Raw genomic sequence first — 19,603 nt, 5'->3', positions numbered from 1 at the left:
GTGGTGAACCTGCTGGCGTTGGCCTTCGCGCTGTTTCACACCATCACCTGGTTCAACCTGGCGCCGAGCGCCATGGCGGTCCGCTGGCGCGGCCGGCGCCTTCCGGACGCGATGGTGGCGGCTCCCAACTACGTGGCCTGGCTGATTGTGACGGCAGCCGTGGCTTGGTTCGTTCTGAGAGGTTAACGATGGCGCGTTCCAACGATCCGTTCTTCTGGGGATTGTTCAGCGCCGGCGGTGTGGTGGCCGCCTTCCTGGTGCCCGTGCACCTTTTCCTCTTTGGGCTGGCATTGCCGCTTGGATGGATCCAGGGTCCCGGCTACGAGCGGCTGATGGAGCTGGCGCGGCATCCGCTGGTGCGAGCGTACCTGTTCGTGCTGTGCTCTTTGCCGCTCTTCCATTGGGCGCACCGCTTCCGCTACACGCTCTATGACGGCCTGCAAATCAAGCACCTGACCGAAGTGATCTTTGCGTTCTGTTACGGCGGCGCAGTCGCCGGCACGGTGATTGCGGCATACTTGCTATGGACAATCGGCTAAGTCCGAGGAGTCGCGCATGGAATTGATACTGAAGCCCATCTCGCACAGCGGCATTGCCGAGGCTCTGGAGAAAGTGGATCTGTATCGCTACCTGAACGAGCCGGAAGAGGCGGAATCCATTTGCCGCGACATCCTGGCTGTCGAGCCCGAAAACCAGACGGCCATCCGCCAGTTGGGGATGTGCATTACCGACCAGTTCAGCGGAGAACCTTCCGACCGGGTGGGCGAGGCGGAAGGCGTGCTGGAAGGCCTGACCAGTCCCTACGAACGTCTGTACTACACGGGACTGCTCTATGAGCGGCGCGCCAAGGCACAGCTGGGCGCGGGACGGCCGGTGCAGAGTGTGCTGCCGCTGTTCGAGGAGGCGATGCGCCGCTTCGACGAAGCGGAGAAAATCCGGCCGGCGGGCAACGACGATGCCCTGTTGCGCTGGAACCGCTGCGTGCGCCTGCTGGAAAAACTTCCGGGCGTCGACCTGGAGCGCGAGGCCGCCGAAGTCTTCGAAGCCCACGACAGCCCGCCGGTCTAGTCTTAGCGCAGAGCCTTCAGGGCAGCGGTGGCGTCGGGAACCGCGAAGTACGCATTCACCTTTCCGCCCTTCACACTGCCCGTGTAGGCATAGCGGATGTTGATCCCGGTTCCCCCCAGTTTGTCCGCGGCGGCGCCCAATGTGCCGGGCTTGTCTGCTAGGGTGAGCGCCACAACCTCCTCTTCCGTCGCCCGCCAGCCGCGGGCGGTCAGGGCCTTCTTTGCGGCGGCGGGCTTATCCACGATAAGCCGGATGGCACCTTCGTCACCGCTGACGTGTGCCAGGAAAGCCTGGATGTTGATCTTCGCTTCACCCAGCGTGGAAGCTACATCGCCCAGGACACCGGGCCGGTCGGCCACCCACACGGTGATCTGCTTCACTTTCGGCATGCAACACCTCCTGCCGCATCGAACAGAGGGATTCTAGTCCCTCATCGTCGCGGCCGCATAAGGTGAGGCGGAGCCCTTAGGCTTGCCCCGTGGGCGGCAGGCCGGTGACGCGAATGGCCGCAGTGTGCACCTTGTAGCGGGTGTTGATGGTGATGAGCAGCGCGGTGAGCTGCTCGACGATGCGGGCGTTCTCCAGCCGGCCGCCGTCCACCGCCCGCACGCCGGGGATCTTCTCGGCCAGTTCCATGGCCACCTGGCGGGCGTTTGAATGGTCGCTGCAGACGATGACGTCGGAGTCCACCGGGCCCGTGCCTTCCAGCAGTTCGGCGGAGACGTTGTGGAACGCGGCCGCGACGGCGACGCCTTCGGGCAGAAGTTCCGCCGCTTGTTGCGCCGCCGAGCCTTGCCACACGCCCAGCACGCGCGAAGGGCGTCCGCCCACGGCCACAGCCAGTGGAACGGTGCAATCGATCACGACCGCTCCCGGGCGAAAGGCGGGCTTGAGCGACTTGAGCGTGCCGGCCTGAGCTTCGAACGGCACTGTGATCACAACCACGTCGGCCTCGGCGACGGCGGCGGAGTTCTCCATGCCTTCGACCTGGCCGGCGCCGGCCTTGGCTGCCACTTCGGCTGCTTTCGCCTTGGCACGATCCGCGTCCCGTGAGCCGATGATTACGCTCATCCCGGCGCCAGCCCAACGCAGCGCCAGCCCGCGGCCTTCCGGACCCGTGCCGCCGACAATGGCGATGCGGTTCACGCGATCCTCCGTGCCGGCGCTTCCTGCCAGGAGCCGTCCTCCGCTCCCGCATGGCGGAAGCGCGTGTAGACGGTGTTGCGCTCCGCCGGAACACGGCCGAGCTCGCGGATGCGCTCGTGGAAATCCTCCGGAGCCAGGTACTGGCCCGATGTGGAGCCGGCCAGGCGCGAGATGTTCTCTTCCATCAGGGTGCCTCCGTAGTCGTTGGCGCCGGCGCGCAGGCACAGTTGCGCCACGGCGCGATCCAGCTTGACCCACGACACCTGGATGTTCTCGATGGAGCCGGCGAGCAGCAGGCGGGCCAGGGCGTGGATCTTCAGGTGCTCGGCCAGGGTGGGACCCGGGCGCGCCAGGCCCTGGTGAAACAGTAGCGTGTTCTGGTGAACGAAACCGAGAGGCACAAACTCGGTGAAGCCGCCGGTCTCCGCCTGGATCTCTCGCAGCAGCAACAACTGGTTCACCCAGTGGACGGGAGTTTCCAGATGTCCGTACATCAAGGTCGACGTGGAGCGGATGCCGCACCGGTGCGCCGTCGTGATCACCTCGCGCCACTGCGCCACGCTGAGCTTGTTGTGGGAAAGTATGTGTCGTACGTCGTCATCGAGGATCTCCGCCGCCGTTCCAGGCAGCGTGTCCAGGCCGCTCGCCTTGAGCATCCACAAATACTCGCGAAGCGGCATGCCGGTGAGCTCCACGCCATAGACCATCTCCATGGGCGAGAAGGCGTGCGCGTGCATGGTGGGAACGGCGCGCTTCACGGCGCGCAGGATGTCGCGGTAATAGAAAGCAGGCAGGTCGCGCGGCAGGCCGCCCTGGATGCAGACTTCCGTAGCGCCGCGCTCGGCAGCTTCAAGCGTCTTTTGCTCGACCTCGGCCAGCGAGAGGAAATAGGCGTCCGGCTGGCGGGCTCCGGTGGCGAAAGCGCAGAACTTGCATCCCACGAAGCAGATATTGGTGAAGTTGATGTTGCGATTGACAACGAAAGTTACGGTGTCGCCGACCAGAGCGCGACGAAGGCGATCCGCGGCCAACAGCAGTCCGACGAGATCATCGCCTTCGGCCTGTGCGAGACGCAGGCATTCCTCGTGGGTGAGAACGCCACCGTCCAGCGCGTCTTCTACCTTTTCGATGGCGGAGCGCACCTCGCAACTCATGCGGGGCGCCATGTCCTGCCATTCCGCAACGAAGAAGTTCTCCAGCTCGAGGCTGCTGAGTGCTCGCACCATGTCCTTGTCTAACGGAACAAATCCTCTGCGGCAGGACGCACCAAGTCGCGCGCTCGCCCGGCCTCCCGCTCGAAGCGGAACCCTCGAATGATACACGCCGGCGTGCGGGAGAGCTTTCCCCCGGCCAGACTGGCCACGCCGGCCAGCTCGTCGGCCACCGCCTCCAGCGTGGCCCGCAGCTTGTAACCGGCGCGGTCACGCCGCCCGCGATAGTCACGGAATACCTTCATCCCGGCCGCGCCGATGGCGACCTCGGTCAGACCGTGGCGCCACGGTCGCCCGAAGCTATCGGTGATGATCACCGGCACGCGCACGCCGAGCCGGTCGCGGAGGGCGCGATGCAACCGGTCTGCCGATCGGTCCGGGTCGGCGGGCAGCAACACCGCGCTCTTTCCGCCATCCACGTTCGAGAGATCGACGCCGCTATTGGCGCAGACCAGCCCGTGGCCCGTCTGGGTGATGAGCACGCCGCGCTGCATGCGCACCACACGCCGCGCCTGGGAAAGCGCCAGTTCCACGACGCGCGCATCACCGCCGTGCCGGCGCGCCCATCGCTGGGCGGCCTTGGCCGGCCTCACCTTGGCAAGGGAAACGATCTGACCCTCTGCCTTGGACACGATCTTGTGCGTCACCACAAGAATATCGCCGCGCTGCAGCTTCAGCCGTTGGCGGCGTAAGGCACGCAAAATGATCTCCGCCAGATCGTCGCCGGGGCGAATCTGCCCGATGCCGCGGACAGGAATGGCGCGCAACTCGGCCATGCGCGCTCACGCCCCTCGCGCCGCCAGCAAGCGCTCCTGAAGGCACCAGGAGCGCAGCAGACGCAGCGTGCGGCAGTCGTGCTGTGATGCGAGCAACGCAGCCAGGTCGGAGGGGCGGTCCACATCCAGGCCGATTCCTTCCAGCTTCAAGACCACCACGGGCAGGCCGCTCGCTTCGGCCGCACGCCGGTGCGGCAGGAAGCTGTCATTCCCGAAGCGCAACGGAAACAACGCTGCGGGACGCCGCCACACGGCATTGGTGCCGCGGCCATCTGCTGCAGGAACGAAGAGCGTTCCCTGCGGTGGAACGCTCGCCGCCATATGCTGCAACTCCTCGGCGGTGACCAACGGGATATCCCCGGGCAGGACCAGTGTTTCCGCAACGCCCCGCGTCTCGCACAGTTGCGTGGCCATGTCGATGGCGTCCGTCTCGCTGCGGTTTTCGGTTTCCTCGAGGATCTCGAAACCGTGTGCCCGTGCCAACGCGCTCGCAACCGAATCGCTGGTGACCACCGCCGTGGCGGGCCGTGCCCGCCAGCCGGCGATAGCCGCGAGCACGTCGGCCAGCATGGCTTCCGCCAGAGCGAAGCGTTCGGGGGCATCCAACAACGGCGAAAGCCGCTGCTTGGCGTTCTCCAGATTCTTGACCGGGACCAGAATCATCGCGCCGCCGTTCCCACCCCCGCTGCTCGCAATGCTTCCTCCGCGAGCGCGACCTTGTCTGCGTCCGTGGTCATGATGGTGGGCGCGAAGTGAACCTGGACGCCCGCCGGGACGATCTCACTTGCCGCGGCTTCGTCCCGCAGGTCGGCAAGCAGCACATCGAGGAAATCTCCATAGGCTTGCGCTACTCCCGCGATGGAAGCCGGGAGGCCTTGCGACCGCATGAGCTCTGCCGCAGGGCCGGAAACGGCGGCGCCACCGACGATGGGGCTGACGGCAACCACCGGCGCGGCGGTTTGGCGCAGGGCGTGGCGGATTCCGGGCACGGCCAGAATGGGTCCGATGCTGGTGACCGGATTGCTGGGCGCGATGAGAACGGCGTCGGCGCCGCCAATGGCTTCCAGAACGCCGGGCGCTGGACGGGCGGCTTCGGCGCCCTCGAAGCGCACGGCGCTCACATCTGGGCGGTAACGCTCGCGCACGAAATATTCCTGGAAGGCAAGTTCGCCGAGTGGCGTCGTCAGGCGCGTCTCGACGCGCTGGTCGCTCATAGGGAGAACGCGCTGCTGCACTCCCATGCGTCCGGCGATGGCACGCGTCACCTCGCTCAGCGTTGCTCCGGCTTGCAGCATCCCGGTGCGGGTGATGTGCAGCGCCAGATCGCGATCGCCGAGTCGGAACCAGGCAGGCGCGCCCAGCCGTTCCATGGCCGTTAGGCATTCGAAGGTGTCGCCCTCGACGCCCCAGCCACGCTCGCGGCTCAGCATTCCGGCCAGCGCGTAGGTGACGGAGTCAAGGTCGGGCGAGATGTGCAGATTCCAGCAAGTGAAGTCGTCCCCAGTATTGACGATGAGGGTGAGCTCGCGTGGCGCGACCACACGCGCCAGTCCCTGAACGAACTTGGCGCCGCCGGTGCCGCCGGTGAGAACAGTGATCATGCCGCGTTCCTGGCGTAGCCTGCGGGATCGGCGGCTGCGCGAACTCTCTCCGCCACCAGGCCGGGGCGATTCACCACGGCCGGCACAAACTCCGGGTAAACCGTCAGCCGCGGCATGAGGATGGAGCCGGCGCCCGCGGTCTTTCGCTCCAGCTCTGCCAGATGCGGCCACGGCGCCTCGGGATTAATGAAGTCGGGGGTCAGCGGCGAGACTCCGCCCCAATCGTTGATGCCGGCCGAAAGCAGTTCCTCGTACCCGGGCGCGGACAGATTCGGCGGCGCCTGCAAATTCATGTCTTGCAACAACAGACGCGCGACCGCCAGCGTGCGCAACATGTCCGCCCGCGCCGGTTCCGGCCAACCGGACATGGGAATGCCCGGCTTCACGCGAAAATTCTGCACGATCACTTCCTGCACGTGGCCGTAGCGATCCTGGAGCCCGCGGATAGCCAGCAACGCATCCACGCGGTCGGCAAGGGATTCGCCGATCCCAATCAGGATGCCGGTGGTGAAGGGCACGCCCTGGCGGACCGCTTCCTCGATGGTCTCCAGCCGGCGCCCGGGAAGCTTGTCCGGCGCGGGCTTGTGGGCATCCAGTTCCGCGTTGGTGGTTTCCAGCATCAAGCCCATGCTGGGCGAGACTTCGCGCAGCCTCGCAATCCACTCCGCGCTCATGAGGCCGGGATTGGCGTGGGGAAGCAAAGACGTTTCCCGCAGCACCAGTTCACACATGGCTTCAAGGTAGTGGAGCGTGGACTTGTAGCCCAGGTGGCGCAGGGTATCGCGCATCTCCGGGAAAGCCAGTTCCGGCTTGTCGCCGAGCGAAAACAGCGCCTCACGGCAGCCCAGGCGCTCGCCGGCGCGCGTGACCTCCAGCACTTCTTCCGGCGTCATGGTGTGGGCGCCGGGCTGTGAAGGATCGCGCCGGAACGTGCAGTATCCGCAGTAGTCGCGGCAGAGGTTGGTCAACGGCAGAAAGACCTTGGGAGAATAGGTAACCACACGCGGGCGGTAACGTTCCTTGGCGGCACGGGCGGCGGCGAGCAAGTCGGGCATCAGTTCGTTGTCAGTCGTCAACAAACGGCAGGCTTCTTCGCGCGTCAGGCGGCGGCCTGCCCGTGCTTCCGCGAGGATCTCGCGCAGCGGAGCACACTCGTGCGCCTTCTGCGAGCGAGAACCCCCCGGAGCGTGTTGTTGCGCTGGAAAGGTCACGGGTTGCGGCTAGCGCCTATGATAGCGTGCGGCCGGGCTACCGGAAGGATGGAAGACACCCAGCAGTCGAACGGCCGTATGCAGCGGGTTTTCCAGGTAGTGGCTGACGCCGGCGGGGACGTGAATGCTGGTTCCGGGGGAGAACTGGCTGCTGTCGGTCTCCGTATGCACAATGCCGGAGCCGTCCAGGATGTAGATGGCCAGCTCGTAGGGATGGGCGTGCACCTCGTCGCTGCCGGGCGGGATGAGCCCTACGAACTGGGTCACGTTCTGGCAGCCCATCTCCTGATTCACCAGGACGCGGAACTCGCGGTTGCGCATGCCCTCGATGGGGCGCTCCTGCTCCCGCACCACACGCCAGGGTAGCTTGCGTCCGCGTCGCGGCTCCTGCACCGGCCGGGTGACCACATGCGAGAGGTCGTCCTCAGGAGACATCACGCTGACGATCACCAGCTTCTGCTCGCTGCGGTTCTCCACGCTGTACTCGGCGCGCGGCGGGATGAAGACGCCCGCGTCCGGTTCCAGTTCATAGTCGCAGGCGCCGATGGTACAAGCGCCGCGCCCGCTCACCACGTAAAGGACTTCCTCCCCGACCGGGTTCACACGTACCAGCGAGCGGCCCGGGCTGTACTCACTGACGGAGTGCGCCAAATGCTGCGCGCCGGTGCGGGATGTGATGAGCTGGCGATAGGAGCGTGTTCCCTCGCGTATGGGTTCGCCGTCGCCCTCCACCAGAACGCGCACGCCGCCGGAGAGTTCCCGCATCCCTCGCTCCCTAGAATCCTTTTTCGCGGGCAAAGCCTAAGGCCACGGCACCCAAGGCGATGATCACCAGGGCAGAACCCGACGCGGCGAGAGCCTTGGGCCCCAAGCCCGGCTCGAACGTCTGCAAGATCACGCCCAGGGGGAATAGAACCGATCCCGCAACCAGCAGAACCGCCAGGATCTTGCGATGGCGCTCGGCGTAGCCCACGCGATCGAAGACGAGTCCCAACAGTAACAGCAGAGTGGCCAGTCCGCCCCAGTGGGAGTGGACGTCCACTTCGCGGACGTACTCGAAGCGGGTGGCGGCATATTCGTCGATGGAGGCGTTGGCCTCGGCGAGCTTGCGCTCGGCGGCACGCGCAAAACCCGTAGCCAGCGAGCCCCCCATCTTCTCCAGCGTCTGGTGCTCGTCGAACAGCGCGTACCACAGCCCGTAGCTCATGCTCCAGAGGACCAGCGCGAGCCCGCCGGCGAGCAGCAGTTTGCGCGATCCGCTCATGCCGCCGCTCCTTTCCCGGCATCGGCTGCGCCGGTGTAGCGCAGGATGCCGGCCAGCATCCCGAGCAGAGCAATCACCACCAGCAAGCCGCCGATATCCGCGAGGGCTCCAGCCAGCAGCCCCAGCCGGATTTCCGCCAGGACAAACACCGGCAGCATGACCGAGCCGGCCAGCAGCACCATCACCCAACGCCGCTTCCAGCGCTCGCTCAGATAAACGTAGGGCTGCACGAAAGCCAGCATCATGGCCAGCAGTCCGAACTCGATGACGTGAGCGTGGGCCGCTATCTTGACGGCCTTGTCGCCCTGGAGCGCACCGTAATCCGCCACCGCCTGCTCCGCCCCGGCAAGGTCCTGGGAAGCGGCATCGACGGCCATGGCGCGCAGCAGTCGCGTGTCTTCCGCGGCGTGGTGGTAAAGGTCGGTCCAGGCGTAGTAGCCGCCGTGCAGAAAGCCGGCCAGCACCAGCAGCGTGCCACCGGCCAGCAGCGTGCGAGCGGCCCAACTGCGGTCGGCCAGCAGGTTCTCTTCCGCGGGCGCAGCATGCCCACCCTGTGTGTAACGCACCAGGCCCAGCAGTTCACCGGCGCAGGCCAGAATCACCAGGAAGCCGCCGAAGTCCGCCGTAATGCTGGCCCACCCAATGGCCTCCAACGGGCTGTACTTCAAGCCCACATAGTGGATGAGGAAGACCGAGGGCGGAAGCAAGGTGGCGCCGGTGAGAAAGAGTTTGGCCAACCGTTTCTTGGCCGTATCACTCAACGCCACGTAGGGTTGAATGAGGGCAAGAACGATGGCCAGGTAACCAAAGGCGATGATGTGGACGTGCGTGTCCACCTTGGTGCCACGGTTCTCCAGCAGGCTGCCGATGGCGCCAAAGTGCTCCAGGACGGCTTGCGGCTGTTCCGCCGCCACCGCGCGTGTCGCGGCCAGCAGATGCTCGCCGATGCGGCCTGCATTCTGGTGCAGCACGAATACGGCAAAGATGTCTCCGAAAATCAGGCCCGCCAGGACCAGCGCGACGCCGCCGAACACCAGAAGCCGCGTAGCGCTCATGGGAGCGAACGCGTGCGCAATTCCAGCCGGCCCTGATCCGGCCATCGCCTCCTGGCGGCTCGCCATGTGCCTCTCTACCCTTTGCGAAACGCCGGCATCACTTTGTCGGCAAAGAGTTGCTGCGTCTTGATGGACTTCCAGTGCTCCAGGCCCCCGAAATTGGCCACGATCGCCAATTCCCGGATGCCGCCTTTCTTCTCCACCTCGCGGATCTGGCCGATGACTTTCTCAGGAGTCCCGATGAACGCGATCTCCTGCTCGACGATCTGCTCATACGTGAGCTTGGTCAGCGACTCGAGCGCTCCACTGGCGTAGAAGCCGTAGCCCTTGGCCCGCAGTTCCTTTTTCATCTCCTCGTCCTGCAGCGATTCGACGGGCGAAGCATTGAAAGCCAGGAAGTTGTACAGAGCCTGCTCTACCTCGCGGCGAATCACGTTCTCGTCCTCGTCCAGATAGACCGGGCGGATGTAGACGATGTCCGGTGTGTGGCCGTGCTCGGCGCAGGCCTTCTTGTAGATGTTCAGCGGGCCTTCCAGCACGCCCCAGGGCAGCAGCGGCGGCACGAATACGCCCCAGCCGCGCTCTCCGGCCATCTGGTAGGTGATGTCGCTGGTGCCGCCGGTGAACAGACGCGGATAGGGCTTCTGCACCGGCTTGGGCACCACCGAAAGATTCTTGACCTTGTAGTGCTTGCCCTCGTAGGAGAACTTGTCCTTGGTCCAGGCCAGCAGCAGGATGTCGATGGCCTCGTCATAGCGCGGACGGCTCTCCTCCAGCGGAACACTGCTGAGGGGAAACAGCCAGGCGTGGCCTCGGCCCAGGCCGCATTCCAGGCGCCCGTGGGTGAGGATGTCGGTTTCCGCGATCATGCCCGCCAGTCGCATGGGATTCTCCAGCGGCAGGGTGTGCAGCGCGGTGCGGAAACGTATGCGCTCGGTGCGCTGCGCGGCCGCCGCGAACATGGCCAGAGGGTTGGCCGAGATGGAAAACTTCTGGAAGAAGTGATGGTCAATGATGGAATACACGTCGAACCCGACTGCATCCGCGTGCTCGATCTGCCGGAAGATTTCCCACGTCAGATCCTGGTGGGATTTTCCCGGCGGGGTTTGCATCTCACAGTAGATTCCGAATCGCATTCCTGGGTCAGCTCCGTCTCGATGGTTGCAACAAAACCCCACACCTTAACACGGGCGCGCCACTTCGGGAATTCCTTCTCGCACCGCTTCCCTCAGAGGGAAACCCGACTGACCCCAAATCCACTGCGGCGCAAGGCTCTTCTCAGGGTCAGGAGGGCGCAAAGAGCGGGAAAAGCGGGGCGGTGGCGACCGCCCCGCTTCTTTGGCTAGAACGAAAGTCGCAACGCGAATTGCAGTTGGCGCGGGTTGAAAATGGCCCGCGGCGATCCGTAAGTCGGGTTGGGCGAGCCTTCCAGGAAAAAGGGACCGGCGCCACACACCGCGGGCACCGGTGAAATGTTGCAGAAGTCCGCCGCCCCGTAGGTAGTGTTGAAGAACCGAACGTTGAGCGTGTTGAACAGGTTGAAGGCTTCGACGATGCCTTCCAGCTTCACCTTCTCACCCAGGTTGAACACGCGCGACACTCGCGCATCGATGCTGTAGAAGCCGTCTCCCTGGAAAGTGTTACGCGGCTCGATGCCCACGCGGTCGTTGACGCCGAAGACATCGCCATTGGCGTCGAACCCGGCGAACTTGGTGAAATACCGGGCGGACTGCAGGCTGATGATGCTGCCCAACTGCCAGTCGTTCACGATGGGGTTCACCTTCTTGGGCCCAAAGACCGTGAAGTTTCCCACAAAACGGTGCGCAATGTGGTCCGAGGAGATGGCCCGCTCGCGGCGGAAGCCGGTATCGCTGCTGTCCTGTGGGATGAGCACAAAGCTGGGATTGGGTCCATTGTCGATGCCCTTGGACCACGTGTAGCTGGTCCCGAAGCCGAAATGCTTGCCGGGTCGCTTCTGGAAGTTCACCAGCAAGCCGTCGTAGGTCGAGCTCCAGCGCGAGTCTGCCTCGAAGTACACGGCCACGGTGGGCAGCTCGGTCCCAGGGAGGAAGTTGGCCGGGTCACCGCAGACCGGTGAGAACAGGAGGGGGTGATAGTCATCTTTCGACCCGACTCTCCCTTGGGAATCGTGCCGGTCCACCTGGCAGAACGGAGAGGGCTGGTTGATGTTGAAGAAGCTGGAAAGCTGCACGCCACGCACCCGCAGGTAACTCAGGTTCAGGGCTGCGTCCTTGAATGGTTCCATCTCCATCCCGAAGCTCATCTGGATCCCATAGGGCGCCTGGTGGTCTTGGGCGAAGCGCACGATCACCGAGTCGCCGAAGAAGCCGCAGCCGGAAAGCAGACCGAAGCCGGCGGGAAAGCCTTCCGGACAATTGGCTGTCACTATGGCGTCGGGATAGGTGCCAGAGTTCAGGAAGTTGAACAGCGCAGACGCACCGCTGAGCGGTCCGGCCGCGTACGTAGGCAGGCGGACGGCCGCATCCAACGAGTCTTCCTTGTTCTCGCGTCCCGGGAACTGGCCGATCACGCCGCCGCAGGAAGGCCGCTGGCAATGCAGCAGGTTCGAGGGCAGAATGCCGTGGAACAGTCCGATGCCGCCGCGGAACACGATGTTCTTGCTGGTGCCGACACTGTAGGCGAAGCCAAAGCGCGGGTCCACGTTGTCGGCATCGGTATCCAGCGCTTCGTCCGGCCACGTCTCGAATTCATAACGCACACCTAGATTCAGAGTCAGCTTGTCCGTGGCGCGGATCTTGTCCTGAATGAAGAATCCCCAGTAGGTGTGATTCAGTTTGCCCTTGGCTAGGTTGCGGATCTCGGTCGGGATCGCGCCGCCTGTGAACACGGCCGTGGAAGGCAGGAGGGTGGGCTCGTTGAAGCCCACCGGAGCCCCTGACAGCGTTGTGTTCATGCGCGGGTCGAGGCTGGGCCCGCTGTTCGCATCGTTGCGTTGGAAGAAGATCACGAAGGGAGCGCCGTTCTCAAAGCTGAATCCGCATTGCGAGGCGTAGAGGCACGCGAACGTTGCCTCGGCTGGGTAAAACAGGGGAAAGGACTCCTCCGTGCTCACCCAGTTGAAATTGCCACCAAAGCTGAGCGTGTGCTTGCCCTTGGTCCAGGTCATCGCATCGGCAATCTCGAAGCGCGGCTCGCGGTAGAAATCCGGATTGCCGCGGTTCACGCCCACCGCGAACGTGTTGGCCACTTCCAGGTGCGGCTGCGTGGTGACGGTGGGGAAGTCAAAAAAGCGGTTGGCGTACTGCACACGAAGGTCGTTCAGCAAATTGGTCCGCAGGGTGGAAGTCAAGCTGCCCACCAGCGACTGGTCACGGAAGTTGTTGTTCTTGAAGGCTGAGGGGAGGTCAAAACCGTCGTTGAGTGGTGAGACGTTGATCTGCTCGGCGTCGTTGAAGAAATAGCGGACGAACAGGTAGTGCCGGTCGGAGAGGGCTGCGTCCAGCTTGATGAGGAACTGGTCGTAATCAAAGCTCCGGTCCTGCCGCAATTGTTCAGTCGGCAGGCCGCCTGCCACGCCTGCGCACACATCCACCGAGTTGGGGTCTGCCGGCAGCGGCGCCAAGTTCCCGAACAGCGTGCACTTAATGTTGTTGATGGCGGTGATGTTGTTGTTGATCACCGAGTTGTAGAACGGATTCTCGCGCCGCCGCTGGCCCTCATAGTTGCCGAAGATCCAGACCTTGTCCTTCTTTACCGGTCCGCCAAGCGTGAAGCCGTACTGGTTCTGGATAAGCTTGTCCAGCAGCTCGCAGCCCCCGGAACTGAGTACGCCGGGCGTATTGCAGGTGTCCAACCGGTCCAGGTTGGGGGACTGCAGTAGGCTCTTGGCGTCGACGGCATCGTTGCGATGGAACCAGTAGGCGCCGCCGTGCCAGTTGTTAGTCCCGCTCTTGCTGATGATGTTGACGATGCCGCCGACCGCACGCCCTGCTTCCACGCTGTACTGGGTGTTGATGACGCGGAACTCCTGCACCGCCTCCTGCGACGGTGTGGTTTTCTGCACGCCCGACGCGGTGGACATGTTGTCCGCCCCATCGATGGCCACCAGGTTGTAGTGGATGTTCTGACCCGCAAAGGAGATCTTTGTGACGGGCTCAATGATCACGTCCGTGGAACCCGATGTGGTTTCGCCTACGGTCACGCCCGGGGCCAGCAGAGCGAAATCGATGAACTGGCGCCCGTTCACGGGCAGGTTCTGGATCTGCACTTCGCTGATCACCGAACTCACCGAGGTGCGCGTCGGCTCCACCAACTCGCTCTGCGCCTGCACGGTCACTTCTTGCTCCACCGCGCCTACCGCCAGGCTGAAGGCGACCACCGCGGTCTGCCCGACCGTGAGCACCACTCTTTTCGAGTCCGGCTTGAAGCCGCTGCGTTCCGCCGTGACCCTGTATTCCCCGGCCGGCAGGCCCGCGATCTGATAGTCGCCGTTCCCGCTGCTGGTGACCGAGCGCGAGAGCCCGGTCGCGGTACCGACTGCGGTCACCTTGGCATCCGGCAACGCGGCGCCGCTGGTGTCTACCACCTTGCCTTCAAGGGTGGCGTTGATTTGCTGCGCGAACGCGGGTACTGCGGCAACGACCAGAAACAACATCAGAAACAGAGCCACTGCAGCCGAGCGTGTCATATGCCTCTCCACTTCCCCCTGGTTGGCCCCAAAGGCAGCACGTCTAAGCCATTGGAGTGCAGCGAGTTAACTAAAAATCAGAGGCGGCTGTCAAGCTTTTTGAAACGGAGTCACAGCCGAATGTGACCGAGCGGACCAACGCCGGCGCATAGGCCCGTTCCAACTCGCAATCGCTTTGAGTTTTACGTTGACGTTGGTTATAGTGCCAACCCTCACCGGGTGCCCAGGGTTTCCTGCGTCATCAACCGGGGGAGTAGCTCCTTGCCCGGTGCGCACTTCCGACAAGCTAAGGAGGTAACGCGATGGCAAGCAAGGGACAGATTCTGGCCGGATTCCTGGCGCCGCATCCGCCCCATCTGATCTACGGCGAGAATGCGGAAGCAAACGAGCCGCGTTCCACCGGCGGATGGGAAGTACTCCGCTGGGCCTACGAGAACTGTCGCGAACGGATTCGCGACCTGAAGCCGGACGTCATCCTGGTGCACACACCTCATTGGATGACCATTGTCGGCCATCACGTGCTGCGAGTTCCGCACCTGAGCGGCGTTTCCGTAGATCCCATCTTTCCCCATCTTTTCCGCTATCGCTACAACATCAACGTGGACGTGGAACTGGCGGACGCCGTGCACGATGAGGCCCTGGCCAGCGGCCTGCTCTCCCGCAAGATGACCAACCCCAATTTCCGCGTGGATTACGGCACCATCATCTCACTGCACATGCTGAATCCGAACTGGGACATCCCCATCCTCAGCATCTCCGCCAACAATTCTCCCTACTATTTTTCGCTCAAAGTAGGGATCGAGGAAATGAACAAGCTGGGTGAGGCGACTCGCCGGGCGATCGAGAAGACGGGCAGGCGTGCGGTGCTGGCGGCCAGCAACACGCTCTCACATTTCCATTTCGACCGCGAGCCCAATCCCGCTCTGCCCGAGGACATGAGCAAGGAGCACATCTTCAGCCACGAGAACTACCTTTGGGACATGAAGGTCGTGAACCTGATGCGTCAGGGCAAGATGGATGAGCTGGTGAAGGTGCTACCGGAGTTCATCAACTCCACGGCTTCGGAAGTCAAGTCTGGCTCGCTGTTCTGGATGCTTTCCGCCATGGGCTTTCCGAAGATCCCGGCCCGCGTGCACGGCTACTGGACGGTGATCGGGACCGGCAATGCCGTGGTGGAGTGGAACCTGGCGGGTGGAGGGAATGGCCATGCCTGAGGGAAGAGTTGTCCAGGCGTACATCCTGCCCGGTCTCCCGCACCTGGTGCTGGGCGGTAAGAACAAGCCCTGGGCGGAGCTGCAGAGCGCGATGGAGACCGTGGGCAAGAGCATTCGCGCCGCCAAGCCTGACGTCGTGCTCATCTTCAGCACGCAATGGATCTCGGTCCTGGGGCACCTGTTCCAGGGTCTGCCCAACCCCAAGGGAGTCCACGTGGATGAGAACTGGCACCACTTGGGTGAGATCCCGTTCGATTTCCAGGTGGATGTGGACCTGGCCCAAAAGGCCGTGGAGGCCGCGGGTCAGCGCGGTCTGCAGGCGCGCGCCGTGAACTTCGAAGGCTTTCCCGTGGATACCGGCACGCTGGTGGTGAACCACTTCCTGGGGAAGGATGGCATCCGCCTGAGCGGGGTCTCGTGCAACATCTACGCCGGCCGCGACGACGAGCTCGCGCTGGGAGCCGCCACAGCGGAAGCCGTGCGCAAGTCCGGGAGACGCGCGGTGCTGGTGGCCTGCACCGGGCTCTCCGGCCACTTCTTCACCAAGGAGATCGCGGCCGACAGCGACCGCGTTTCCAAGGATGAGGACGACCAGTGGAACCGGAAGCTGCTCGACCTCATCAGCCAGGGGAAGAACAAAGAAGCGGTCGAACTTGCCGGCGATTTTGCGGCGGCGACCGGCGCGGACATGGGCTTCAAGGCGTTCTATTGGCTGATGGGCGCGCTGGGGACTCCCGCGGTGCGCGGCAAGGTGCTGGCCTACGGCCCCATCTGGGGCACCGGGGCCGCCGTGGTGCAGTACGACCTGGGCTAGCGGGAGTAAGGGTGAGCAAAGAATCCCAGCGCGTTGATACCCGAACGGCACCCCAGCCGCTGGGCGCCTATGCGCATGCCGCCCGCGCGGGACAACTGCTGTTCATCTCCGGGCAGGGAGCCCGCGATCCTGCCACTGGCCGCGAACGCGGCGTGCTCCTCAACCCGGACGGCAGCATGAAGTCCTACGACATTCGCGAGCAGACCCGCGCCGCTATCGCCAACGTGGAAGCGGTGGTGCGAGCCGCGGGCGGTGCGCTCGAAGACGTGGTGGACGTGACCGTGTTCCTGATCAACATGGCGGATTTCTCCGCCTACAACGAGGTGTACGCAGAAGCGTTCGGCAGCCATCGCCCGGCGCGCACTACGGTGGGCGCAGCCTCTCTGCCGGGCAACAACGCCATCGAGATCAAAGCCGTTGCCTGTCTGCGTCCCGAGGGCGAGCCTCGATGAACGCCAGCCGGGCTTCAGAGGCTGTCCGTCACGAGGCCGACGCGCTGGCAGACGTACGCTTGTTCATCGGCGGCCAGTGGGGGGACGCGCGCAGCGGCCGTACCTTCGAAACCCTGAATCCCGCCACCGGTGAGCGGCTGGCCTGGGTCCACGAAGCCGGCGAGGCGGACGTGGATGCCGCGGTTCGAGCGGCACGCGATGCCTTCGAGCGCGGTCCCTGGCCGCGCATGAGCGTGGCCGAGCGCTCCCAGGTGCTGCACCGAATCGGCGACCTGATCGAGAGCCGGCGCGAAGAGTTGGCACGCCTGGAGACTCTGGACACCGGCAAGCCTATCCGCGAAAGCCTCGAAGTGGACATTCCCCGCGCTTCCTACAACTTCCATTTCTTCGCGGACCTCATCCGCAGCGCGAGCACGGAATTCTTCCCCATGGACGGCAAGGGGATGAACTACGTCCTGCGCGAGCCCGTAGGAGTGGCGGTGCTCATCACGCCCTGGAACCTCCCGCTCTACCTGGCCACCTGGAAGGTCGCGCCCTGCCTGGCGGCCGGCAACACCTGCGTGCTGAAGCCGGCGGAGTTGACTCCGCTCACCGCCGCGCGGCTCGCCGACATCGCCAGCGACGCGGGTCTGCCGCCGGGCGTGCTCAACGTCGTGCAGGGATTCGGTCCGCAGTCCGCCGGGGAGGCGCTGACCCGCCATCCACAGGTTGACCTGATCTCATTCACCGGTGAGACCACGACCGGCAAGGCCATCATGGCCGCGGCGTCGTCCACGCTGAAGCGGCTCTCGTTCGAGCTGGGCGGAAAGGGCGCGGTGACGGTCTTTGCCGATGCCGACCTGGATCAGGTTCTTCCCATCGTCCGGCGGGCCGCCTTCCAGAACCAGGGCGAGGTTTGTCTGGCCGGCTCGCGCATCCTGGTAGAGGAAGCACTCTTCGATGCTTTGGTAGAACGCCTGACAGCGGCAGCGCGCGGCATCCGGGTGGGCGATCCCCTCGACCCGGCCACAGAGATGGGTGCCCTCATCAGCGAAGAGCATCGGGAGAAGGTAGCCGGCTACGTCCGCCTGGCGGTCGATGAAGGCGGGCACATCCATTGTGGCGGAGAGCCGCCACGGGATCTCCCCCGCGGCAATTTTTATCTTCCCACGGTGATTACTGGGGTGAGCCCGGAGAGCCGTGTATGCCGCGAGGAAATCTTCGGGCCGGTGGTGACCGTGCAACCGTTCCGCCATGAGCAGCAAGCGGTGGATCTGGTGAACGACACGCCATACGGTTTGTCCAACGTGATCTGTACGCGCGATCTGGAGCGTGCGCATCGGGTGGCCGCCGGCCTTCGCAGCGGCATCGTCTGGATCAACTGCTGGATGGTGCGCGACCTGCGCACACCCTTTGGCGGATACAAGAAGAGCGGCATTGGCCGCGAGGGCGGCCGTCACAGTCTGGAGTTCTTCACCGAGGCCAAGACGGTCTGCGTGAAGGTTTAGGAGCGCGAACCCGGCTGCATCGAGAAAGGATCACTGATGACCCCAGCGCGAAAGTCCAAAGTCCATCCCGCCGGCGACACCGATTACTCTATCTGGTCGCTCGCCTACTGTCAGGCCGACATGCCGTACGACTTTTTTGGCGGCTCCGGGCCTTTCAGTAATAAAGGCATCATCAAGATCCCCATGATCTACACGCTGCTGGTGGGCGGCGAGGTTGGCGGCAAGCAACACGTCGCGCTGGTGGACTGCGGCTTTAAACACCGGAAGTGGCTCAAGCGCTACGCCTTCTCCCACTGGGAGGATCCCAAAACGGTCCTGGGCCGCGTGGGGTTCTCGCCCGCGGATGTCGAAGTGATCCTGTGCACGCACATGCATTTTGACCACATCGGGAACTTCGAGGCTTTTCCCAATGCCAAGCTGTACGTCCAGCTCGACGAGTACATGGGATGGCTGCAGGCAGTGAGTTTCGCGCGCCAGATCGGCGAGAAGGAAGAAACCTCCTGGATCTTCTCGTCATTCGATCCCGAAGACTTGAAAAAGGCTTCGCGGGGCGCCGCCGACGGCCGCATCCTGTTCATCCACGGGGACGCCGAGGTTCTGCCGGGCATCACGGCGCATCTGGCCAAGGATTCGCATACTTTCGGGACGCAATGGTTCCGGGTGCGCACCCGCAACGGACCCTTTGCCATCGTCGGCGACACCATTTACTGGTATTCGAACATCGAGATGATGTGGCCGCCCGGCTACAACCAGGGCAACGCCTTCAACCAGATCTACACCTACCACCGCATCCGGCAGACCCTGAAAGGGGAGGTCCGGCGCATCGTGCCCGGGCACGACCCGGTCCTGTGGGAGAGGCACCCCACCTGGGTCCCGAAGACCTTCAATCAGGTCGCGGAACTGAATGTGGCCGAAGGCGCCGCTTCACGGCGTCCCAAGCGGATCCGCTAGCGGCATCACCCGCGGATATAGCCATGCTGGGCCAGGCGCTTGCCCGAGGCGGCGTAGGCTTCCTTCGGCATATCCTGCACGCCGGCGGCGTCGCACCAGCGGTTGTAAAAGTTGAACAGCGCGCACACGGTGATGGCGTCGTAGAGCGTTTCCTCGCTGCAACCGGCCTGGCGAGCGGCTTCCACGTCCGCGGGTTGGATCTCGTAGGACTTCTTGTTCACCTTGACGACGAACGCGAACAGCGCCTTGTCCTTTTCCGGGAGCGCTGATGAGCGGTAGTCGCGCAGCACGGCATCGACCAGCGCCCGGTCTCCCAGTAGCTCCGCCGCGCCCGCGGCGTGGCTACCGGTTCAAAAGGGACAGTGGTTCTGGGCCGAGGTGAAGGCCGCAATCAGTTCGCGCATGCCGGGCTCGAGCGGCGACGGTCCCCGCATCACCGCCTGCGTGAAGCGCGCCAGGTGCTCGGTGGCCTCCGGCTTGTGTTTGAAGAGATGGAGGATCTGCGGCACCACCATGCCCGCGGACTGCATCATGCGGACCGCGTCCGCATGCGGGCCGGAGCCCGGCGCCTGTTCGATTCCTTCGAGAAACATCGGCTTCATCGTGTTCTGCCCTTTCGTCCAGCCTTCCTGTCCTTCCGCGCATGATAGCGCATGTATTCCCGCACTCGGCGGCGGTAGGCGG

Annotated in this window: 22 protein-coding genes; 8 read left to right on the top strand and 14 right to left on the bottom strand. The window is 64.2% G+C overall.

The window, feature by feature from the left end; translation table 11 throughout:
- The 3 genes from VLE48_04910 to VLE48_04900 form a co-directional block, all read left to right on the top strand.
- Nucleotides 1–186: hypothetical protein (locus tag VLE48_04910; GenBank protein HSA92330.1), on the top strand; the 186-nt coding region annotated here is incomplete at its 5' end.
- Nucleotides 187–188: 2 nt separating this feature from the next.
- Nucleotides 189–539, top strand: coding sequence for a fumarate reductase subunit FrdD (gene frdD, locus VLE48_04905; protein HSA92329.1), 351 nt, complete (start codon nucleotides 189–191; stop codon nucleotides 537–539).
- Between the two features lie 16 nt (nucleotides 540–555).
- On the top strand, nucleotides 556–1,068 hold the full coding sequence (locus VLE48_04900; protein HSA92328.1) for a hypothetical protein: 513 nt from the start codon (nucleotides 556–558) through the stop codon (nucleotides 1,066–1,068).
- Nucleotides 1,069–1,070: 2 nt separating this feature from the next.
- Here the strand turns inward: VLE48_04900 and VLE48_04895 are convergent, their stop codons facing one another.
- The 12 genes from VLE48_04895 to VLE48_04840 form a co-directional block, all read right to left on the bottom strand.
- Nucleotides 1,071–1,457, bottom strand: a complete 387-nt coding sequence (locus VLE48_04895) for an ACT domain-containing protein (GenBank protein ID HSA92327.1) — start codon at nucleotides 1,455–1,457, stop codon at nucleotides 1,071–1,073.
- Nucleotides 1,458–1,533: 76 nt separating this feature from the next.
- Entirely contained in the window at nucleotides 1,534–2,214 is a 681-nt protein-coding gene (gene npdG / locus VLE48_04890; protein HSA92326.1) for an NADPH-dependent F420 reductase, read from the bottom strand.
- Entirely contained in the window at nucleotides 2,211–3,440 is a 1,230-nt protein-coding gene (gene cofH / locus VLE48_04885) for a 5-amino-6-(D-ribitylamino)uracil--L-tyrosine 4-hydroxyphenyl transferase CofH (GenBank protein HSA92325.1), read from the bottom strand. The genes npdG and cofH overlap by 4 nt, the downstream gene beginning before the upstream one ends.
- A gap of 8 nt (nucleotides 3,441–3,448) precedes the next feature.
- Nucleotides 3,449–4,201, bottom strand: coding sequence for a coenzyme F420-0:L-glutamate ligase (gene cofE, locus VLE48_04880; protein ID HSA92324.1), 753 nt, complete (start codon nucleotides 4,199–4,201; stop codon nucleotides 3,449–3,451).
- A gap of 6 nt (nucleotides 4,202–4,207) precedes the next feature.
- Nucleotides 4,208–4,864 carry a 2-phospho-L-lactate guanylyltransferase gene (cofC, locus tag VLE48_04875; protein HSA92323.1) on the bottom strand — a complete coding sequence of 219 codons (657 nt, stop codon included), beginning with the start codon at nucleotides 4,862–4,864 and terminating at the stop codon, nucleotides 4,208–4,210.
- Complete coding sequence (gene cofD, locus VLE48_04870; protein HSA92322.1) at nucleotides 4,861–5,802, bottom strand: 2-phospho-L-lactate transferase; 942 nt, start codon at nucleotides 5,800–5,802, stop codon at nucleotides 4,861–4,863. The genes cofC and cofD overlap by 4 nt, the downstream gene beginning before the upstream one ends.
- Nucleotides 5,799–6,881 carry a 7,8-didemethyl-8-hydroxy-5-deazariboflavin synthase CofG gene (gene cofG, locus VLE48_04865; protein ID HSA92321.1) on the bottom strand — a complete coding sequence of 361 codons (1,083 nt, stop codon included), beginning with the start codon at nucleotides 6,879–6,881 and terminating at the stop codon, nucleotides 5,799–5,801. Before cofG ends, cofD begins: the two co-directional genes overlap by 4 nt.
- A gap of 141 nt (nucleotides 6,882–7,022) precedes the next feature.
- On the bottom strand, nucleotides 7,023–7,778 hold the full coding sequence (locus VLE48_04860) for a cupin domain-containing protein (GenBank protein ID HSA92320.1): 756 nt from the start codon (nucleotides 7,776–7,778) through the stop codon (nucleotides 7,023–7,025).
- A gap of 10 nt (nucleotides 7,779–7,788) precedes the next feature.
- A complete protein-coding gene (locus VLE48_04855; protein HSA92319.1) occupies nucleotides 7,789–8,277 on the bottom strand; it encodes a hypothetical protein in 489 nt (162 codons plus the stop codon).
- Nucleotides 8,274–9,332, bottom strand: coding sequence for a hypothetical protein (locus VLE48_04850; protein ID HSA92318.1), 1,059 nt, complete (start codon nucleotides 9,330–9,332; stop codon nucleotides 8,274–8,276). Before VLE48_04850 ends, VLE48_04855 begins: the two co-directional genes overlap by 4 nt.
- A gap of 74 nt (nucleotides 9,333–9,406) precedes the next feature.
- Nucleotides 9,407–10,468, bottom strand: a complete 1,062-nt coding sequence (locus tag VLE48_04845; protein ID HSA92317.1) for an LLM class flavin-dependent oxidoreductase — start codon at nucleotides 10,466–10,468, stop codon at nucleotides 9,407–9,409.
- Between the two features lie 206 nt (nucleotides 10,469–10,674).
- Nucleotides 10,675–14,001 carry a carboxypeptidase regulatory-like domain-containing protein gene (locus tag VLE48_04840; GenBank protein HSA92316.1) on the bottom strand — a complete coding sequence of 1,109 codons (3,327 nt, stop codon included), beginning with the start codon at nucleotides 13,999–14,001 and terminating at the stop codon, nucleotides 10,675–10,677.
- 302 nt (nucleotides 14,002–14,303) lie between these two features.
- Between VLE48_04840 and VLE48_04835 the strand changes: the two genes are divergently transcribed.
- Genes VLE48_04835 through VLE48_04815 form a run of 5 tightly spaced genes read left to right on the top strand, consistent with a single transcriptional unit; the run spans nucleotide 14,304 to nucleotide 18,919 of the window.
- The gene (locus tag VLE48_04835; protein HSA92315.1) at nucleotides 14,304–15,215 is read left to right on the top strand and encodes a hypothetical protein; all 912 of its coding nucleotides are present in this window, start codon (nucleotides 14,304–14,306) and stop codon (nucleotides 15,213–15,215) included.
- Nucleotides 15,208–16,029 carry a hypothetical protein gene (locus VLE48_04830; GenBank protein HSA92314.1) on the top strand — a complete coding sequence of 274 codons (822 nt, stop codon included), beginning with the start codon at nucleotides 15,208–15,210 and terminating at the stop codon, nucleotides 16,027–16,029. The genes VLE48_04835 and VLE48_04830 overlap by 8 nt, the downstream gene beginning before the upstream one ends.
- Nucleotides 16,030–16,040: 11 nt before the next feature.
- Nucleotides 16,041–16,481: a Rid family detoxifying hydrolase gene (locus VLE48_04825; protein ID HSA92313.1), complete on the top strand. Its 441-nt coding sequence runs from the start codon at nucleotides 16,041–16,043 to the stop codon at nucleotides 16,479–16,481.
- Nucleotides 16,478–17,968: an aldehyde dehydrogenase gene (locus tag VLE48_04820; protein HSA92312.1), complete on the top strand. Its 1,491-nt coding sequence runs from the start codon at nucleotides 16,478–16,480 to the stop codon at nucleotides 17,966–17,968. The genes VLE48_04825 and VLE48_04820 overlap by 4 nt, the downstream gene beginning before the upstream one ends.
- A 36-nt stretch (nucleotides 17,969–18,004) precedes the next feature.
- Nucleotides 18,005–18,919, top strand: coding sequence for an N-acyl homoserine lactonase family protein (locus VLE48_04815; GenBank protein ID HSA92311.1), 915 nt, complete (start codon nucleotides 18,005–18,007; stop codon nucleotides 18,917–18,919).
- A gap of 5 nt (nucleotides 18,920–18,924) precedes the next feature.
- On the opposite strand, the gene VLE48_04810 is transcribed toward VLE48_04815, so the two are convergent.
- Nucleotides 18,925–19,209: a carboxymuconolactone decarboxylase family protein gene (locus VLE48_04810; protein HSA92310.1), complete on the bottom strand. Its 285-nt coding sequence runs from the start codon at nucleotides 19,207–19,209 to the stop codon at nucleotides 18,925–18,927.
- 60 nt (nucleotides 19,210–19,269) lie between these two features.
- Nucleotides 19,270–19,521 (bottom strand): hypothetical protein, encoded by a 252-nt coding sequence (locus VLE48_04805; protein ID HSA92309.1) that lies wholly within the window; start codon nucleotides 19,519–19,521, stop codon nucleotides 19,270–19,272.
- Between the last annotated feature and the right edge of the window lie 82 nt (nucleotides 19,522–19,603).

It is taken from the genome of Terriglobales bacterium (assembly GCA_035454605.1).
Taxonomy (GTDB): domain Bacteria; phylum Acidobacteriota; class Terriglobia; order Terriglobales; family Acidobacteriaceae; genus DATMAB01.
This window is presented reverse-complemented; position numbering and strand designations above follow the sequence as displayed.

Excerpts from the sequence above, each read along its gene's own strand:
- frdD (HSA92329.1), top strand. The coding sequence starts at position 189 with ATGGCGCGTTCCAACGATCCGTTCTTCTGGGGATTGTTCAGCGCCGGC.
- VLE48_04900 (HSA92328.1), top strand. The coding sequence starts at position 556 with ATGGAATTGATACTGAAGCCCATCTCGCACAGCGGCATTGCCGAGGCT.
- VLE48_04895 (HSA92327.1), bottom strand. The coding sequence starts at position 1,457 with ATGCCGAAAGTGAAGCAGATCACCGTGTGGGTGGCCGACCGGCCCGGT.
- cofH (HSA92325.1), bottom strand. The coding sequence starts at position 3,440 with ATGGTGCGAGCACTCAGCAGCCTCGAGCTGGAGAACTTCTTCGTTGCG.
- cofE (HSA92324.1), bottom strand. The coding sequence starts at position 4,201 with ATGGCCGAGTTGCGCGCCATTCCTGTCCGCGGCATCGGGCAGATTCGC.
- cofC (HSA92323.1), bottom strand. The coding sequence starts at position 4,864 with ATGATTCTGGTCCCGGTCAAGAATCTGGAGAACGCCAAGCAGCGGCTT.
- cofD (HSA92322.1), bottom strand. The coding sequence starts at position 5,802 with ATGATCACTGTTCTCACCGGCGGCACCGGCGGCGCCAAGTTCGTTCAG.
- VLE48_04860 (HSA92320.1), bottom strand. The coding sequence starts at position 7,778 with ATGCGGGAACTCTCCGGCGGCGTGCGCGTTCTGGTGGAGGGCGACGGC.
- VLE48_04855 (HSA92319.1), bottom strand. The coding sequence starts at position 8,277 with ATGAGCGGATCGCGCAAACTGCTGCTCGCCGGCGGGCTCGCGCTGGTC.
- VLE48_04850 (HSA92318.1), bottom strand. The coding sequence starts at position 9,332 with ATGAGCGCTACGCGGCTTCTGGTGTTCGGCGGCGTCGCGCTGGTCCTG.
- VLE48_04845 (HSA92317.1), bottom strand. The coding sequence starts at position 10,468 with ATGCGATTCGGAATCTACTGTGAGATGCAAACCCCGCCGGGAAAATCC.
- VLE48_04840 (HSA92316.1), bottom strand. The coding sequence starts at position 14,001 with ATGACACGCTCGGCTGCAGTGGCTCTGTTTCTGATGTTGTTTCTGGTC.
- VLE48_04835 (HSA92315.1), top strand. The coding sequence starts at position 14,304 with ATGGCAAGCAAGGGACAGATTCTGGCCGGATTCCTGGCGCCGCATCCG.
- VLE48_04830 (HSA92314.1), top strand. The coding sequence starts at position 15,208 with ATGCCTGAGGGAAGAGTTGTCCAGGCGTACATCCTGCCCGGTCTCCCG.
- VLE48_04820 (HSA92312.1), top strand. The coding sequence starts at position 16,478 with ATGAACGCCAGCCGGGCTTCAGAGGCTGTCCGTCACGAGGCCGACGCG.
- VLE48_04815 (HSA92311.1), top strand. The coding sequence starts at position 18,005 with ATGACCCCAGCGCGAAAGTCCAAAGTCCATCCCGCCGGCGACACCGAT.
- VLE48_04805 (HSA92309.1), bottom strand. The coding sequence starts at position 19,521 with ATGAAGCCGATGTTTCTCGAAGGAATCGAACAGGCGCCGGGCTCCGGC.